Origin of the sequence: Caloramator quimbayensis (assembly GCF_900167605.1) — a bacterium.
Classification (GTDB): Bacteria; Bacillota; Clostridia; order Clostridiales; family Caloramatoraceae; genus Caloramator_B; species Caloramator_B quimbayensis.
The window spans coordinates 104,817-120,641 of record NZ_FUYH01000006.1; the positions used below are offsets into that span (position 1 = coordinate 104,817).

At 31.4% G+C, this 15,825-nt stretch carries 20 protein-coding genes; 19 read left to right on the forward strand and 1 reads right to left on the reverse strand.

All coding sequences use genetic code 11. The annotated features are described in order from the left end of the window. Window positions 1-109 precede the first annotated feature (109 nt). The 12 genes from hisZ (at window position 110) to B5D15_RS05330 (ending at window position 9,694) form a co-directional block, all read left to right on the forward strand. Window positions 110-1,381, forward strand: coding sequence for an ATP phosphoribosyltransferase regulatory subunit (hisZ, locus tag B5D15_RS05275; RefSeq protein ID WP_179122202.1), 1,272 nt, complete (start codon window positions 110-112; stop codon window positions 1,379-1,381). A gap of 14 nt (window positions 1,382-1,395) precedes the next feature. Continuing rightward, window positions 1,396-2,034, forward strand: a complete 639-nt coding sequence (gene hisG, locus B5D15_RS05280) for an ATP phosphoribosyltransferase (RefSeq protein ID WP_078696078.1) — start codon at window positions 1,396-1,398, stop codon at window positions 2,032-2,034. After that, complete coding sequence (gene hisD / locus B5D15_RS05285) at window positions 2,015-3,313, forward strand: histidinol dehydrogenase (RefSeq protein ID WP_078696079.1); 1,299 nt, start codon at window positions 2,015-2,017, stop codon at window positions 3,311-3,313. Before hisG ends, hisD begins: the two co-directional genes overlap by 20 nt. Beyond that, window positions 3,297-4,355 carry a histidinol-phosphate transaminase gene (gene hisC / locus B5D15_RS05290; RefSeq protein WP_078696080.1) on the forward strand — a complete coding sequence of 353 codons (1,059 nt, stop codon included), beginning with the start codon at window positions 3,297-3,299 and terminating at the stop codon, window positions 4,353-4,355. The genes hisD and hisC overlap by 17 nt, the downstream gene beginning before the upstream one ends. Beyond that, window positions 4,348-4,935: an imidazoleglycerol-phosphate dehydratase HisB gene (hisB, locus tag B5D15_RS05295; RefSeq protein WP_078696081.1), complete on the forward strand. Its 588-nt coding sequence runs from the start codon at window positions 4,348-4,350 to the stop codon at window positions 4,933-4,935. The genes hisC and hisB overlap by 8 nt, the downstream gene beginning before the upstream one ends. 14 nt (window positions 4,936-4,949) lie before the next feature. Further along, entirely contained in the window at window positions 4,950-5,555 is a 606-nt protein-coding gene (gene hisH / locus B5D15_RS05300; protein ID WP_078696082.1) for an imidazole glycerol phosphate synthase subunit HisH, read from the forward strand. Next, on the forward strand, window positions 5,552-6,286 hold the full coding sequence (hisA, locus tag B5D15_RS05305) for a 1-(5-phosphoribosyl)-5-[(5-phosphoribosylamino)methylideneamino]imidazole-4-carboxamide isomerase (RefSeq protein ID WP_078696083.1): 735 nt from the start codon (window positions 5,552-5,554) through the stop codon (window positions 6,284-6,286). The genes hisH and hisA overlap by 4 nt, the downstream gene beginning before the upstream one ends. Beyond that, the gene (hisF, locus tag B5D15_RS05310; protein WP_078696084.1) at window positions 6,255-7,016 is read left to right on the forward strand and encodes an imidazole glycerol phosphate synthase subunit HisF; all 762 of its coding nucleotides are present in this window, start codon (window positions 6,255-6,257) and stop codon (window positions 7,014-7,016) included. The genes hisA and hisF overlap by 32 nt, the downstream gene beginning before the upstream one ends. Before the next feature lie 7 nt (window positions 7,017-7,023). After that, window positions 7,024-7,638 (forward strand): bifunctional phosphoribosyl-AMP cyclohydrolase/phosphoribosyl-ATP diphosphatase HisIE, encoded by a 615-nt coding sequence (gene hisIE, locus B5D15_RS05315; protein WP_207651451.1) that lies wholly within the window; start codon window positions 7,024-7,026, stop codon window positions 7,636-7,638. A 130-nt stretch (window positions 7,639-7,768) separates the two neighbouring features. Continuing rightward, the gene (locus B5D15_RS05320; RefSeq protein WP_078696086.1) at window positions 7,769-7,951 is read left to right on the forward strand and encodes a hypothetical protein; all 183 of its coding nucleotides are present in this window, start codon (window positions 7,769-7,771) and stop codon (window positions 7,949-7,951) included. 22 nt (window positions 7,952-7,973) lie between these two features. Then, on the forward strand, window positions 7,974-8,729 hold the full coding sequence (locus B5D15_RS05325) for an EFR1 family ferrodoxin (RefSeq protein ID WP_078696087.1): 756 nt from the start codon (window positions 7,974-7,976) through the stop codon (window positions 8,727-8,729). Window positions 8,730-8,740: 11 nt separating this feature from the next. Beyond that, window positions 8,741-9,694, forward strand: a complete 954-nt coding sequence (locus B5D15_RS05330) for a flavodoxin domain-containing protein (protein WP_078696088.1) — start codon at window positions 8,741-8,743, stop codon at window positions 9,692-9,694. 27 nt (window positions 9,695-9,721) lie between these two features. Here the strand turns inward: B5D15_RS05330 and B5D15_RS05335 are convergent, their stop codons facing one another. Continuing rightward, the gene (locus B5D15_RS05335) at window positions 9,722-9,919 is read right to left on the reverse strand and encodes a DUF378 domain-containing protein (protein ID WP_078696089.1); all 198 of its coding nucleotides are present in this window, start codon (window positions 9,917-9,919) and stop codon (window positions 9,722-9,724) included. Between the two features lie 152 nt (window positions 9,920-10,071). Between B5D15_RS05335 and B5D15_RS05340 the strand changes: the two genes are divergently transcribed. The 7 genes from B5D15_RS05340 to B5D15_RS05370 all read left to right on the forward strand — a co-directional run bounded on the left by B5D15_RS05340 (window position 10,072) and on the right by B5D15_RS05370 (window position 15,824). Then, window positions 10,072-10,620, forward strand: a complete 549-nt coding sequence (locus B5D15_RS05340; protein ID WP_078696090.1) for a hypothetical protein — start codon at window positions 10,072-10,074, stop codon at window positions 10,618-10,620. 169 nt (window positions 10,621-10,789) lie between these two features. After that, window positions 10,790-11,722, forward strand: a complete 933-nt coding sequence (pyrB, locus tag B5D15_RS05345; RefSeq protein ID WP_078696091.1) for an aspartate carbamoyltransferase — start codon at window positions 10,790-10,792, stop codon at window positions 11,720-11,722. After that, window positions 11,716-12,153, forward strand: a complete 438-nt coding sequence (locus B5D15_RS05350; RefSeq protein ID WP_078696092.1) for an aspartate carbamoyltransferase regulatory subunit — start codon at window positions 11,716-11,718, stop codon at window positions 12,151-12,153. The genes pyrB and B5D15_RS05350 overlap by 7 nt, the downstream gene beginning before the upstream one ends. Continuing rightward, entirely contained in the window at window positions 12,150-13,352 is a 1,203-nt protein-coding gene (locus B5D15_RS05355) for a dihydroorotase (protein ID WP_078696093.1), read from the forward strand. The genes B5D15_RS05350 and B5D15_RS05355 overlap by 4 nt, the downstream gene beginning before the upstream one ends. Beyond that, window positions 13,339-14,205, forward strand: a complete 867-nt coding sequence (gene pyrF / locus B5D15_RS05360; RefSeq protein ID WP_078696094.1) for an orotidine-5'-phosphate decarboxylase — start codon at window positions 13,339-13,341, stop codon at window positions 14,203-14,205. The genes B5D15_RS05355 and pyrF overlap by 14 nt, the downstream gene beginning before the upstream one ends. Further along, on the forward strand, window positions 14,189-14,929 hold the full coding sequence (locus B5D15_RS05365; RefSeq protein ID WP_078696095.1) for a dihydroorotate dehydrogenase electron transfer subunit: 741 nt from the start codon (window positions 14,189-14,191) through the stop codon (window positions 14,927-14,929). Before pyrF ends, B5D15_RS05365 begins: the two co-directional genes overlap by 17 nt. Continuing rightward, window positions 14,922-15,824, forward strand: a complete 903-nt coding sequence (locus tag B5D15_RS05370; protein WP_078696096.1) for a dihydroorotate dehydrogenase — start codon at window positions 14,922-14,924, stop codon at window positions 15,822-15,824. Before B5D15_RS05365 ends, B5D15_RS05370 begins: the two co-directional genes overlap by 8 nt. Window position 15,825: the final 1 nt, after the last annotated feature.

Below are 15,825 nucleotides of genomic sequence, written 5' to 3' on the forward strand. Positions count from 1 at the left end.
TAAGGGCTTTTTAGCCCTTTTTTTATTGACACGAGCTTACATAATGGTGTATTATTTTATTAACAATTTAACGAATTAAAGTGATAAAATAATAAAGTGAGGGATGGGCTTGGAAAAATTATGTGAAATAATTCCAGAAGGTGTTGAAGATATATTTTACTATGAATACGAATTAAAGGAATGGTCAGTATCTAAAATTAAAGAACTTTTTAGAAGTTATGGATATAGACCTATTTCTACTCCAAGTTTCGAATTTTATGATTTGTTTTATGGAATGGATACTATAACCGATAGAGATGAAATGTTTAAAATTATAGACGAAAACGGAAAGATACTTGTATTAAGACCAGATATGACAATACCTATTGCAAGAATCGCAGCAGCAAATTTTAATAAAATTTCAGGGAGCTTGAAATTATCCTATGTAGTAAATGTTTTTAGAAGAAATAGTAGCATAGGCTATGGGAAAAAGGAATTTATGCAGGCAGGGGCTGAATACTTCGGAAGGTTTGAACCGGATTCAGATGCTGAAATAATTGCACTTGGTATTAACAGCCTTATTAATTGTGGAATTACAAACTTAATAATTGAAATAGGGCATGTGGGTTTTTTTAAAGGAGCTTTAAAAGACTGCTGCATAAATGAAGCAAAATTGAAGGAAATAAGAAAATATATTGAGAGCAAAAATTATTTTGAACTTAAAAATATTCTTGATGAAATAGATATACCTGAAAAAAACAAAGAAGTTTTATTAAAATTGCCAAGATTATATGGGAAGCCTGATGAAGTTATATCAAAGGCAAAGGAATTAGTTTTAAATAGTCAAATGGAGGAGTCTATAGAAAATATTAAGCAAATATATAACATAATTATGCAGTATGGCTATGAAGAATATATAGTATTTGATTTAGGATTAGTCAGCAATATTAACTATTATACTGGAGCAATTTTCAAAGGATATGTAGATGGACATGGAAGGGAAGTTATAAGCGGAGGACGTTATGATAATCTTACTCAAAGGTTCGGCAATTTAATTCCTGCAACTGGTTTTGGATTAAATGTAGATGAAATTATGGAGGTGCTGAGAATGAAACAAATGAATGAAATGTTTAAAACAGATTATATTCTGATTTATAAGGAAGATATGAGAGAATATGCATTAGGTTTAGCAAAGGCTTTAAGACGAAATAATTTTATAGTTGAAACACAGTTATATGATGAACATTTGAAGGAGTTTAAAGGCAAGGCAAAGGAAGTAGTTTATGTTTTAAAGGATGTTTTTAAAATCAACTCTATAGATAGCGGGATTTTTTATACCTGTAAAGAAAATAAATTTTTAGAGCATGCTTTATTAAATAATAAAATTACACCAATTCATTAACGGAGGAATTTAAAGTGGATTATATAACAATAGCTGTTGCAAAAGGGAGAATAGCAAATATAACAATAAAAAAATTAGAGGAAAATGGTTTAATTTTCAGCGATTTTAAAAATTCAAGAAAGCTTATATTTGAAGATGATAATTCTAAAATAAAAATAATACTTGTGAAGGCGGATGATGTTCCGATTTATGTTGAATATGGGGCTGCTGATATAGGTATTGTAGGGAAAGATACTCTTCTTGAAACAGACTGTGATGTCTATGAAATATTTGATTTAGGATATGGAAAATGTAGATTTGCTATAGCTTCTTTAAAGGATTTTGAGTATAAAAAGGGTAAAAAATTAAGAGTTGCAACAAAATATCCAAATGTTGCAAAGGATTATTTTAATAAAAAAAAGGAGCCAGTAGAAATTTTAAAACTGAATGGCTCGGTGGAACTTGCTCCTATTGTAGGTATTTCAGATGTAATAGTTGATATAGTTGAAACTGGTACAACCCTTAAAGAGAACGGCCTTGTAATACTTGAAGAAATTTGTCCTGTCAGTGCAAGACTTATTTCAAATAAAGCAAGCTATAAAAGCAAATCAGACAGGATATATGAAATAGTCGATTGTTTTAGGAGGCATATGAATGAAAACGATATATGTTAATGAAACAAATTATAAAGAAATAATTAAAAATTTAAACAGCAGAAAGGAAGATTTTTTAAGCGATATAGATTATACAGTATTAAAAATAATAAATGACATTAAAGAAAAGGGGGATAAAGCTCTTTTATATTATACAAAATGCTTCGATAAAGCAGAGCTTAAAGAATTAAAGGTTAAAGATGAGGAAATTAAAGAAGCTTTAGAAATTGTAGATGATAAATTTATTTCTATAATCGAGGAGGCCAAAAAGAATATATATGACTATCATTTAAAAACTCTTCAAAGCTCATGGATGATTTTTAAAAACGATGGTATTATGCTTGGGCAGAAGGTAACACCTATTGAAAGAATAGGTATATATGTTCCAGGAGGTAAGGCTGCATATCCATCGACAGTACTTATGAATGCTGTACCAGCAAAAATAGCAGGAGTAAAATCCATAGCTTTAGCATCACCTCCAGATGAAAACGGTAAAATAAATCCTTATATCTTAGCAGCTGCAAAAATATGCGATATAGATGAGATTTATAAAATAGGTGGAGCTCAGGCAATAGCTGCACTTTCTTATGGTACTGAGTCAATAGAGCCTGTAAATAAAATAACAGGCCCTGGAAACATATTCGTTGCAAGGGCGAAGGCTTTAGTTTACGGTAAGGTAGATATAGACATGATTGCGGGCCCAAGTGAAATATGCATTATAGCAGATGATAGTGCAAATCCTAAGTTTATCGCAGCAGATATGCTCTCACAAGCTGAGCATGATGAAAATGCGGCATCGATTTTAATAACAACGAGCACTAAAATAGCTGCAGAGGTCATAGAAAATATAAAAATTCAAAAGGAAAATTTAAGCCGAAGAAATATAATTGAAAAATCTATTGAAAATATGTGTTTAATTTTAATTTCCGATAACCTAAAAACTTCTTTTGATATTTGTAATGAAATTGCTCCTGAACACCTCGAGATTATGGTTGAAAATCCCTTTGAAAAGCTGCCGCTAGTTAAAAATGCAGGAGCAGTTTTCTTAGGTAAATATTCTCCAGAGCCTTTAGGGGATTATTTTGCAGGACCTAATCATACTCTTCCCACATCGGGAACAGCTAAATTTTCATCAGCTCTTAATGTTGAGAGCTTTATGAAAAAATGTAGCATCATATTTTATGATGAAAATAATTTAAAAAAGGTACAAGATAAAATTGCTTATTTTGCAGAAAAAGAGGGGCTTGATGGACATGCAAATTCTATTAAGGTGAGGTTCGAAGATGGAAAATCTAATTAAAAAAAGTGTAATGGAGCTTAATGCTTATAAAGTAAATGATGATATTTTTGAAATAAAACTCGACGCAAATGAAAACCCCTATGACTTATTTAAAAATTACTGCGACATATTTATGAAAGAAATTTCTAAAATAAATTTAAATAGATATCCTGATGCCAATTGTAAGTCCTTAAGACGCAAACTTTCTCAATATACTATGATAGATGAAGACAATATAATATGCGGAAATGGCTCAGATGAAATAATACAAATGATATTAAATGTTTTTATAAGTAAAAATGATAATATAATAATTCATGTTCCAACATTTCCTATGTATAAAATATATGCAGATATTTTAGAAGCAAAGGTCATTGAAGTAAGCTGCGATGATGAATTTAAAGTTAATATAGCTGAAATTATAAAAAAGGCAAATGAATATAATGCAAAGGTTATCTTCCTATGCAATCCTAATAATCCAACAGGAACTTCTATTAAAAGGGAAGAAATTTTAAAGGTACTTCATGAAACAGAAAGTATTGTTGTTGTCGATGAGGCTTACTATGAATTTTTGGGAGAAACTGTTATCGATAAAATATACGATGAAAAAAGACTTATTGTTTTAAGAACATTATCAAAGGCTTTTTCTCTTGCTGGAGCGAGAATAGGATATGCAGCAGCGGCAGGGAATATAATAGATGCCTTAAACAAGATAAGATCACCTTATAATGTAAATTCCTTTTCTCAAATTTCAGCAGCTATTTTACTTGATAAGGTTGATGATGTTAAAGATAGCATTAAAAAAATTAATAAAGAAAAAGAATATATTCAAAAAAGTCTTAAAGATATTCCTGGTATTAAGGTTTACAAAGGATGTGCTAACTTTTTACTTGTTAGATTTGAAAATTTTGAAGAAACTATTAAACTTCTTTTAGAGTATAAAATATCTGTGAAATCCTATATAAAAGGTGAACTTAAAAACTGTATAAGGGTGACGATAGGCAGCAGATATGAAAACGATAAATTTATTGAAGCAGTAAAGAGAGTGGTGAACTGTGAATAGAGAAAATAACATAACAAGAAAAACAATGGAAACGCAGATAGACATGTTTTTAAATATAGATGGAAGCGGCAAATCAAAAATAGATACTAAAATAGGTTTTTTAAATCATATGCTTAATCTTTTTTCAAAACATGGACTTTTTGATTTAAATATAAAAGCAATAGGAGATATAGATATTGATAATCATCATACAGTTGAGGATATAGGGATAGTTTTAGGGCAGGTATTTTTAAAATGCTTAAATGATAAAAAAGGAATAGAAAGATATTCTACTGTATTTACACCTATGGATGAAGCGTTGTCAATGGTTTCGGTTGATATAAGCGGGAGAGGTTATCTTGTATTTAATGTTCCTTTTAAAACTGAGTTTATAGGAAATTTTGAAACTGAATTAATTAAGGAATTTTTCTACGCCTTTGCAATAAATTCAAATATTACTCTTCACATAAATCTAATGTATGGTGAAAATTCACACCATATCGCAGAGTCAATATTTAAAGGGTTTGGAAGGGCTCTGTACAGCGCTTCAAGAATTAATGAAAATATAGAGGGAGTAATGTCTACAAAGGGAAGTTTATAAATTTGGAGGAAGATATGATAGCAATTATAGATTATGGAGCAGGCAATTTAAAGAATGTTTTTAGAGCTATGAAGGATTTAGGATTAGAGGCAAAAATAACATCGGCAGCTAAGGATATAAATGATAGCAGAGCAATAGTACTTCCAGGCGTCGGAGCTTTTAAAGGAGCTATAGATAATCTTAATAATATGGGACTTTCTGACGTTGTAAAGGAAAATGCTAAAAATGGAAAAACAATACTTGGAATTTGTCTTGGACTTCAGCTTTTTTATGAAGTAAGTTATGAGGATGGATGCCATAAAGGCCTTGAAATTTTAAAGGGTGATGTTGTAAGGTTCGATGGCAAATTAAAGGTTCCACACATGGGATGGAATAGTCTTATTGCAAATAGAGAAGATGATATTTCAAAAGGAATTAACAGTGAAGATTATGTTTACTTTGTTCATTCCTATTATGTTAAGCCTGAAAATTTTAATGACGTGGTTTTATATTCGGATTATGGAGTTAAAGTTCCAGCACTTATTAGAAAAGACAACATAATAGGAATGCAGTTTCATCCCGAAAAAAGCGGTAGAGTAGGAAGCATGCTTTTAAAGAATTTTAAGGAGTTGATAAAGTGATAATATTTCCAGCAATAGATATTAAGGACGGTAAATGCGTAAGGCTTATGCAGGGAGATTTAGAAAAAGAGGAAGTTTTTTATGATGACCCAGCAAGTGCTGCAGCTATGTGGGAAAGTATGGGGGCAGAATATATACATGTTGTCGATCTTGATGGAGCGTTTAACGGTAAAATAACAAATAATGATGTTGTTGCAAGGATTATAAAATCTATTAACATACCAATTCAGATTGGTGGAGGAATAAGAAATATAAGCGATATTGAATATTTTTTTGATTTAGGAGCAGACAGAGTTATTTTAGGTACAGCGGCATTATTTGATAAAGAATTAATAGAAAAGGCACTTAAAAGCTTTGGCGATAAAATCGCAGTTTCCATAGATGCTAAAAATGGATATGCAGCTTCTAATGGATGGGCAAGAATTAGCAATATCAATTCATTAGATTTAGCTAAAGAGCTTGAAAAATCAGGGCTTAAATATTTGATATATACAGACATATTAAAAGATGGAATGCTTTCTGGACCAAACTTTAAGCAGATAAGTATTTTACAAAGAGAGACAAATTTAAAAATTATAGCATCAGGAGGAATAAGCTCAGAAGAAGATATTTATAAGCTGAAAGAATTGGGTGTATATGGTGCAATAGTTGGGAAAGCACTTTATACGGGAAAGATAAAGGATTTAGGGGGGATAATATTTGCTTGCAAAGAGAATTATTCCTTGTCTTGATGTTAAGGATGGACGAGTAGTAAAGGGAAGAAAATTTAAGGACTTAACTGATGTTGATGACCCTGTGAAGCTTGCAGTATTTTATAATAATGAGGGAGCAGATGAGATAGTATTTTATGATATTACCGCTTCCTTTGAAAAAAGGAATATTTTTTTAAATGTTGTAGAAAAGATAGCGGAAAGTATAAATATACCCTTTACCGTTGGAGGAGGAATAAAAACTATAGAAGATTTTAGAATGGCACTTTTAAAGGGTGCTGATAAAGTTTCTATCAATTCTGCAGCAGTTAGAAACCCAAAGATAATAAAGAGTGCTTCAGAAAAATTCGGCAGACAATGCGTTGTTTTATCTATGGATGTTAAAAAGATAGAAAACGGAAGTTATAAGGTTTTTATTGATGGGGGAAGAGTTGAGACAAATCTTTATGCATTAGAGTGGGCTAAATTAGGAGAAAGCCTTGGAGCTGGAGAAATAGTTTTAAACAGCATAGACTGCGATGGTATAAAAAATGGATATGATTGTGAAATTACATCTTTGATTTCTGAAAATGTTAATATACCTGTTGTAGCCTCAGGAGGAGCAGGAAATATGGAACATTTTGAAAAGGTTTTTAAATATGGAAAGGCAGATGCAGCTCTATCGGCATCGATTTTTCATTATGGAGATGTTAAGATAAATGATTTAAAGGAATATTTATCCTGTAAAGGAGTAAACATCAGGAGGGTATAATATGGTTATGAAAATAAAATTCGATGATAAAGGATTAATTCCTGCGATTGTTCAGGATGTTCAAAGCAAAAAAGTTTTAATGTGTGCATATATGAATGAGGAATCAATAGAGAAAACAATGACAACAGGAAACACTCATTTTTACAGCAGAAGCAGAAAGTGTCTTTGGAATAAAGGAGAAACTTCGGGCAACTATCAAATAGTAAAAAGAATGAGTCTCGATTGCGATTTGGATTGTATGCTTATAGAGGTTGAAACCTTGGGAAATTCATGCCATACAGGAAGTGAAAGCTGCTTTTTTAATGAAGTATATGTTAATAGAGATGAATATTTAGATAAAGAAGACATAATTATAAGGCTATATGAAAGGATAATGAGCAGAAAATATAATCCTAAAGAAGGCTCATATACTAATTATTTATTTGAAAAGGGAGCTGATAAAATATTAAAAAAGGTAGGAGAAGAAACAAGTGAAGTTATAATAGCAGCCAAAAATGATGATAAAGGAGAAATGATATATGAGATTTCAGATCTTTTATATCATGTACTGGTCTTGATGGCAGATAAAGGTATATCAATTGAGGATATAAAAAGAGAAATTAAGAAAAGATATGATAAATAAAATAAAATCCATTATACTGCAAATATTCTACCTGCAGTATAATGGATTTTTTAAATCTGGATAATTTTATAAAAACATATAATAAATTTGTGATATAATTATTGTAAAAACAGAAAAGCAGGGGATAAAAATGAGTAAGATTATAAACAGCAATTGTAAAAGATGCCCATATTATTCTAAAAACTGTAATGGAGATGACAGCCAATGTATATGCAGATTCTGCCCAAGAAATATTTCAAACTGTGTTACAGTAAGGTGGTGCAGAGAAACTGAATCACCCTTTGTTGTTGAAATAGATGAAGAAAATAAATAATAGTAAAAATGGGGGAAGATTATTGAAAGGAGCAGCAGTTTATTTTTCTGGAACTGGCAATACAGAATACATAGTCAGGCTTTTTAGGGATGAATTTAAGAAGGATGGAATTGAGTGTGCTCTTATAGACGTTAGTAAAAAGAGAACACTTAATGATGATTACAATTTTTTTATATTTGGATGTCCTATTCATGCTGATTTTTTTCCAGATTATTTTATGGGTTGGATAGAAAAAAATATTAAAAACGGCAATAATAGAAAGTGCATTGTTTTTTCAACACAGGCAGGACCTGCGGCGGCAGGAGCAGAGTATCTTTGTGAAAAGCTTAAAGAAAAGGGCTTTAAAATTGAAGTAAATACTATGATACAAATGCCTCAGAATTTTTATGTAAATGGTTTGTTTAAAAAAACTCCTGAAGATAAATGTATAATTTTAAAAGAAAATTCAGCAAAGATTGTAAAAACGATTGTAGATAAATTTTTAAAAGGAGAAAATGTAATAAATAATGTATCAAGATTTAGAGTTCAAAGCGGCAGAATAATTTATAAAATGTTTAAAAAGTATGCTCTAAATTGGGCAGATAAAAATTTGAAAGTAGATATGTCTTTATGCGTTAGATGCGGAAAATGTGTAAAGAATTGCCCTACTAAAAATATAATATTAGAAGAGGAAATAAAGTTTAAGGCACGATGCCTGTGCTGTCAAAAATGCCTTCATGGCTGCCCGGTTAATGCCTTTAGATATAAAAATAAAAAAATTAGCCAATATAAAATATAGGGGGCCTTATTATGATTAAAACTCTTATAATATATGAGAGCCGATATGGCACTACTAAAAAAATTTCAGAATATATGGGGCTTATTTTAGGACCTGCCAATATAATAAATGTAAAAGAATTTAATGAAGAACATAAAAAATATGATTTTATTATTTTAGGCTCTCCAATTTATATTGAAAGCTTTGAAGAGAGCATGATAAGGTTTGTAGTTGAAAACAGGGATTTTCTTATTAATAAAAAGGTAGTATTATTTTGCACTTGTCTTAATAAAAATAATAATATTAATTATTTTAAAGAGATAAAATCATTACTTGGTAGTGAATGCATAGTTATGGCAAAAGCTCTTGGAGGAAAATTAAAGTTAAATGAATTGAAGGATGAAGATTATAAAATATTGGATAGCTTTTCAAAAGAAACAGGAATAACATTAAAAGATGCCGACATATTTAATTTAAAGGAGATAATAGAATTTGCATTAGATGTTAAAAGGTATAAGGATAGCTTAATACCTGCTGCTCCTGTTTCAAAGGTAAAATTTTTATTAGAAGAGTTTTTAAACTGTCATAATACATGTACTTTATCAACAGGCTGTGATAAAAGGGTGAGAGGAACCCCTATTGAATATATATATAAAGAAGGGCATATATATTTTTTTAGTGAAGGCGGAGAAAAATTTGCAAATATACTTTTAAACGAAAATGTATCGATTTCTATATATGATAACTATGAAAATATGACAAAGCTTGCAGGAGTACAAATTTCAGGGAAGGCATCCATAGTAGAATACGGAGAGAAGGAATACTGCAAAATAGCACAGATGAAGGGATTTAAGGTAGAACAGCTGCTGCAGCTCCCTATAAAGATGAATATAATTAAAGTTAAATTGGAAAGGGCAGAAGTCTTATATTCAAAATTTAAAAATATGGGATATGATTCCAAACAGATATATGAATTTAATCAATAAACAAAAAATGAGGATGGCTTGCCATCCTCATTTTTTGTTTGCAAGTAAATCGTAGATAAGATATAGTCCGGATAATCCAACAAGAGAGTAAATGATTCTTGAGATTATCCCTTCCATACCTCCAAAAATAGTAGCAACGAGGTCGAATTTAAAAAAACCTATAAGTCCCCAGTTGATTGCACCAATGAGCACCAGAATAAATGCAGCTTTTGATAATTTTTTCAATTTCAACCCTCCAAAAATTTCTCTATATAAATAATATTTTGTATAGCAAAGGTTTATGCTATCAAAGCAAAATAATTTTTTGTATAATGAAGTTATAAAGCTATTTTGCAGATTATATATTTATAAGAAGAAGGGAGGAGTTAATAAAATCTATGAAAAAAATATTTAGCATAGTTTTTTTCTTTATTCTTATATATGTAATATTTAACTTTTATACACATACAGAGCTGAAAAATGGACTAACAATAGATTCATTAAATAAAATAGCTGTCAATAAAATTGATAAACTCGAAGGAGATAAAATACTAAAGAATATAAATAAAATAGACTGGACAAAGGTTGATGATAAAGCAAAGGAAAATATATTAAAATTCTTAGAGGGGCAAAATTTGATTAACTATAATGGACTTGAAAATTTAATAAAATATTCTAAGGAGTTTACGGGAAATGCAAAAGAACTTTATTATAAAATATTATATAATAACTATTCAAAAAATCCTTCAGAATTCATAAAAGTTATTTCGGATTTTAAAAGCGAGGATATTTCCAAAATATTGAAGACATTTACAGATAAATATATTGAAAAACCTAAACTTATTTCTGATTTGCAAAATATAATAAAAGAAGACAAATTAAATAATCAGCAGAAGAAAAGGATAAATGATTTTGTGGAAGAATTAAAGAATGATATTGACAAATAATAGATACCATGATAGTATATAAAAAATGCCTTTAAGCTGGTACTGAGATACTGGGAAGGATAAATAATAAGCAATGCTATGATTGTGTATATTTATGCCTTCCTATTGGAAGGCTTTTATTATGTAAACTTTTAAATTTGCCCTGTGAGGCAAATAAAGGAGGAATAATATGTTAAAAGGAAGACATCTTATTGACCCAATGGATTTTTCAGTTGAGGAAATTGACAGCATATTAAATCTTGCAGACAAAATTGTTGAAAATCCAGAAAAATATGCTCATGCATGCGATGGTAAACTAATGGCAACTCTTTTTTATGAACCAAGCACAAGAACAAGATTTAGTTTTGAAGCAGCTATGCTAAGGCTTGGAGGGAAAATAATAGGATTTTCAGAGCCAAATTCAAGTTCAGTTGCAAAGGGAGAAAGCGTTGCAGATACTATAAGGACAATTTCCTGCTATGCTGATATTGCAGTGATGAGACATCCTAAAGAAGGAGCGCCTAAAATTGCTTCTTTGTATTCGCAGATTCCTGTTATTAACGCAGGGGATGGAGGCCATCAGCATCCAACTCAGACATTAACAGATCTTTTAACTATAAGGTCAGTAAAGAAAACACTATCAAATCTTACAATAGGCCTTTGCGGCGATTTAAAATTCGGAAGAACAGTTCATTCACTTATAAAATCCATGTCAAGATATGAAAACAATAAATTCGTTCTTATTTCCCCAAAAGAGCTTAAAGTTCCAGATTATATAAGAAAAGAAGTTTTAGAAAAAAAGAATATTGATTTTATTGAAGTTGAGAGAATAGAAGAGGTCATAGATACCCTCGATATACTTTATGTTACAAGAGTGCAGAGAGAAAGATTTTTTAACGAAGAGGATTATATAAGGTTAAAGGACAGCTACATTCTTGATATGAAGAAGATGAAGATGGCAAAGGATGATATGATTGTAATGCATCCTCTTCCAAGGGTAAATGAGATAGCCTATGAAGTTGACAGCGATCCTAGAGCTTATTATTTTAAACAGGCAAAGTACGGAATGTTTGTAAGGATGGCGCTAATTATGAAGCTATTGGGGGTTGATGAGATATGTTAACAATAAACAGTATAAAAAAAGGTATAGTAATAGATCATATAAAAGCAGGCTGCGGCATTAAGATATTTAACTATCTTGGACTTGATAGGGCAGATTTCAGGGTGGCCTTAATAATGAACGTTGAGAGCCAAAAACTTGGAAGAAAGGACATTATAAAGATAGAAAATGTAATAGATATTGACTATACAGTACTTGGACTCATAGATCCTAACATTACAATAGATATAATTGAAGATGAAAAAATTAAAGAGAAGATAAAATTAAAACTTCCCGAAAAGGTTGTAGATGTTATTAAATGTAAAAATCCTCGATGTATAACTTCTATAGAAAAATATATACCCAATGTATTCTATCTTGTAGATGAAGTAAAGGGAGAATACAGATGCGAATATTGCGATGAAGTTCATACCCTCGAGGAGGCTGAAGTATGAATCTTCTTATAAAGAATGTAAGAATAGTTGACAGCCAAAAGGATTTTATTGGAGATGTTTATGTAAAACAGGGAGTAATTGACGAAATAGGGCAAGGAATTGAAAAAGACAGCAATATTATAGATGGGAAGGGACTTGTCCTTATGCCTTCCTTCGTAGATATGCACAGCCATTTCAGGGATCCTGGACTTACCCACAAAGAGGATATTAAATCAGGAAGCCTTGCAGCTGTATGTGGCGGATATACTGCAGTTAATCTTATGGCAAACACAAAACCCGTTTGCTCTGATATGGATATGGTTAACTACGTTTTAAAAAAGGCTGAGGATATAGCACTTGTTGATGTTCACCAATGCGTATCAGTAACTAAAGGCATGAAGGGTGAAGATGTAAACCACCTTAAATATATAGAAAAACCCGTAAAATTCATATCTGAGGATGGAAAAGGTATTTTAAAAGATGAAGTTATGCTTATGGCTATGAGCATTGCAAGGGATAAAGGATTTACAGTGATATCCCATGCAGAGCATGAAGAATATGTAAAGTGGGACAGCAGACTTTCGGAAAACTATATGACTATGAGGGATATTGAAACAGCAAAAAAGACAGGATGCAGCCTTCATATTGCCCATGTAAGCACAAGAGAAGCAATGATGATGGTTAAAAATGCAAAAAAAGAAGGATTTAATATAACCTGTGAAGTAACCCCTCATCACATAGCCCTGAGTAGTAATACAATGTATAAAGTAAATCCTCCTTTAAGGCTTATGGATGATATTAATTTTTTAATAGATTCAATTAAAGAAGGATATGTTGATGCTATAGCAACGGACCATGCACCCCACAGCTTTGAAGATAAATTAAATGGTGCACCGGGCATATCGGGAATTGAAACAGCTTTTTCTGTATGCTATACAACGCTTGTAAGAAATGGGCATATTACCCTTAATACCTTATCAAAACTAATGTCAGAAAAGCCTTCTAAAATGATGGGATTAAATAAGGGAAAAATAGAAAAAGGATATGATGGTGATTTAGTTCTTGTGGATATAGATAAAAAGTTTAAAGTGGATGCAGTAAAGTTTAAATCAAAAGGCAAAAATACTCCTTTTGACGGTATGGAGTTTTATGGAGTTATAGCTATGACTATAAAAGGCGGCAAAGTAGTTTTTAGGAGTGATTATTATGATAATAGATAATCTTTACGAAAGCGTTAAAAATAAAAGCTGTATATGTGTTGGGCTGGATACTTCAATAGATTATATACCTTATAATTTAAAAAAGGGATGCAGCTCTATATTAGATGCTGTATTTAACTTCAATAAGAAAATAATAGATGCAACCTATGATTTAGTATCCTGCTACAAAGTGCAGATAGCCTATTATGAAGCTTTAGGAATTGAAGGATTATGTGCATACATGAAAACTTTAAAATATATAAAATCAAAGGGCGGTATTTCAATAGGAGATATTAAAAGAGGGGACATATCAAGTACAGCAAAGATGTATGCTAAAGCTCATTTTGAAGGGGATTTTGAATGTGATTTTATAACCTTAAGCCCCTATATGGGATTTGACAGCATTGAGCCCTATCTCGAATATGTTGAAAATAAGAATAAAGGGTTATTCGTACTTTTAAGGACATCAAACGAAGGTGCAAAGGATATACAGTATATAGAAAGCAAAGACAATAAAAAGGTTTTTAATTATGTAGGTGACAGGCTTTATGAAATATCGAAAGATTATAAGGGGAAATACGGTTATAGCAGCATTGGTGCAGTTGTTGGATGTACTCATAATAAAGAATCAATGGATATTAGGAAAAGCTATAAAAATATGTTTTTTCTAATACCAGGCTATGGAGCTCAAGGAGGAAGTGCTTCGGATGTTGCCCTTTATCTTAATAATGGTAATGGTGGAGTTGTAAACTCATCAAGGGCAATACTACTTGCATATAAGAATTATGAAAACGGGGATATAAGGTTTGATGAATGTGCAAGGCTTGAAGTATTAAAAATGAAAGGGGAGATTGAAAATGCAGTTAAGCTATAAAAGCTGCAAAGTAGCAGAAAATATTAATCTCTCAGAGGATATATATAAGCTTAAAGTTGAAGGGGACTATGATATAAAGGCAGGACAATTTTTTATGATAAAAAGTCTAAATGAAGAGCCTATTTTGCCAAGGCCAATAAGTGTACATGATTTTGAAGAGGGATATGTAAGTTTTTTGTATCAAAAAAAGGGAAGGGGGACAAGTATTATGGCAAAGCTTAATGTTAATGATGAAATTAAATTAACAGGCCCCTTAGGAAATGGATTTGATGCTGAAAATATAAAGGGAAAGATTGCAGTTGTTGCAGGTGGTATTGGAATAGCCCCAATGCTTTATACGGTTAAAAGTCTTAAAAACTGTGATATAGATTTATATGTAGGATTTAAAGATGAAGTTTATGAAGTAGATGAATTTAAAAAATTTGTTTCAAATATATATATTGCAACTGAAAGCGGCAAATACGGTTATAAAGGTTATGTAACAGATATTTTCAGTCCCTTTGAATATAATGCGGTGCTTTGCTGCGGCCCTGAGGTTATGATGGAAAAGGTAGTTAAAGTATGTAGAGATTATGCAACACCTATTTTTGTATCTATGGAAAAACATATGGCCTGCGGAATAGGGGCATGCCTTGGATGCACCTGTGAAACAAAGGATGGGAATAAAAGAGTTTGCAAAGACGGTCCAGTATTCTATGGCAGGGATGTGTTTATTAATGCTTAAGACAAATATATGCAAAGTAGAGTTTAAAAATCCTGTTATTGCAGCCTCAGGAACCTTTGGATTTGGAGAGGAGTATTCAGCCTTTTATGATGTAGGAAGACTTGGAGGGATATGCACAAAGGGGCTTACGTTAAATAAAAAAGAAGGAAACAAAGGAATAAGGCTTCATGAAACAAGGGCAGGGCTTATAAACAGCATAGGACTTCAAAACCCGGGGATTGATTGCTTTATAGAAAACGAACTTCCTAAAATGAAAAAAATGAATACAGTTATAATTGCAAATCTTGGGGGAGGAAGCATTGAAGAATATGCTGAAGGAGTTAAAAAATTAAGCGAAAGTGAAGTTGATATGATTGAGCTTAACATATCCTGCCCAAATGTAAAAAGTGGAGGTATGGCCTTTGGAATTAAATCAGAAACTGCCTTTGAAGTTGTATCAAAGGTAAAGGGGTACTGTAAAAAGCCTTTAATTGTAAAACTTTCTCCTAACGCAGAAAATATCGTTGATATGGCAGTAAAATGCTGTGAGGCTGGGGCAGACGCGCTATCTCTAATAAATACCTTTAAGGCCATGGCTATAGATATATATAAAAGAAAACCAGTTTTTGATAATATATTTGCAGGTCTTTCAGGGCCCTGCATAAAACCTATTGCTTTAAGGATGGTCTATGAGGTATGCAAAGAAGTTAATGTTCCTGTCATTGGTATAGGAGGTATAGAATCCTTTAAGGATGCAATTGAATTTATTATGGCAGGTGCTACAGCAGTTGAGGTTGGGACGGCTAATTTTATAAATCCAATGGTTTGCCTTGAAATAATAGATGGCATTAAAAAGTTTATGGAAGATGAGGGAATTAAAAATATAGAAGAAATAAGAGGGATTGCAAGGAGGTAGA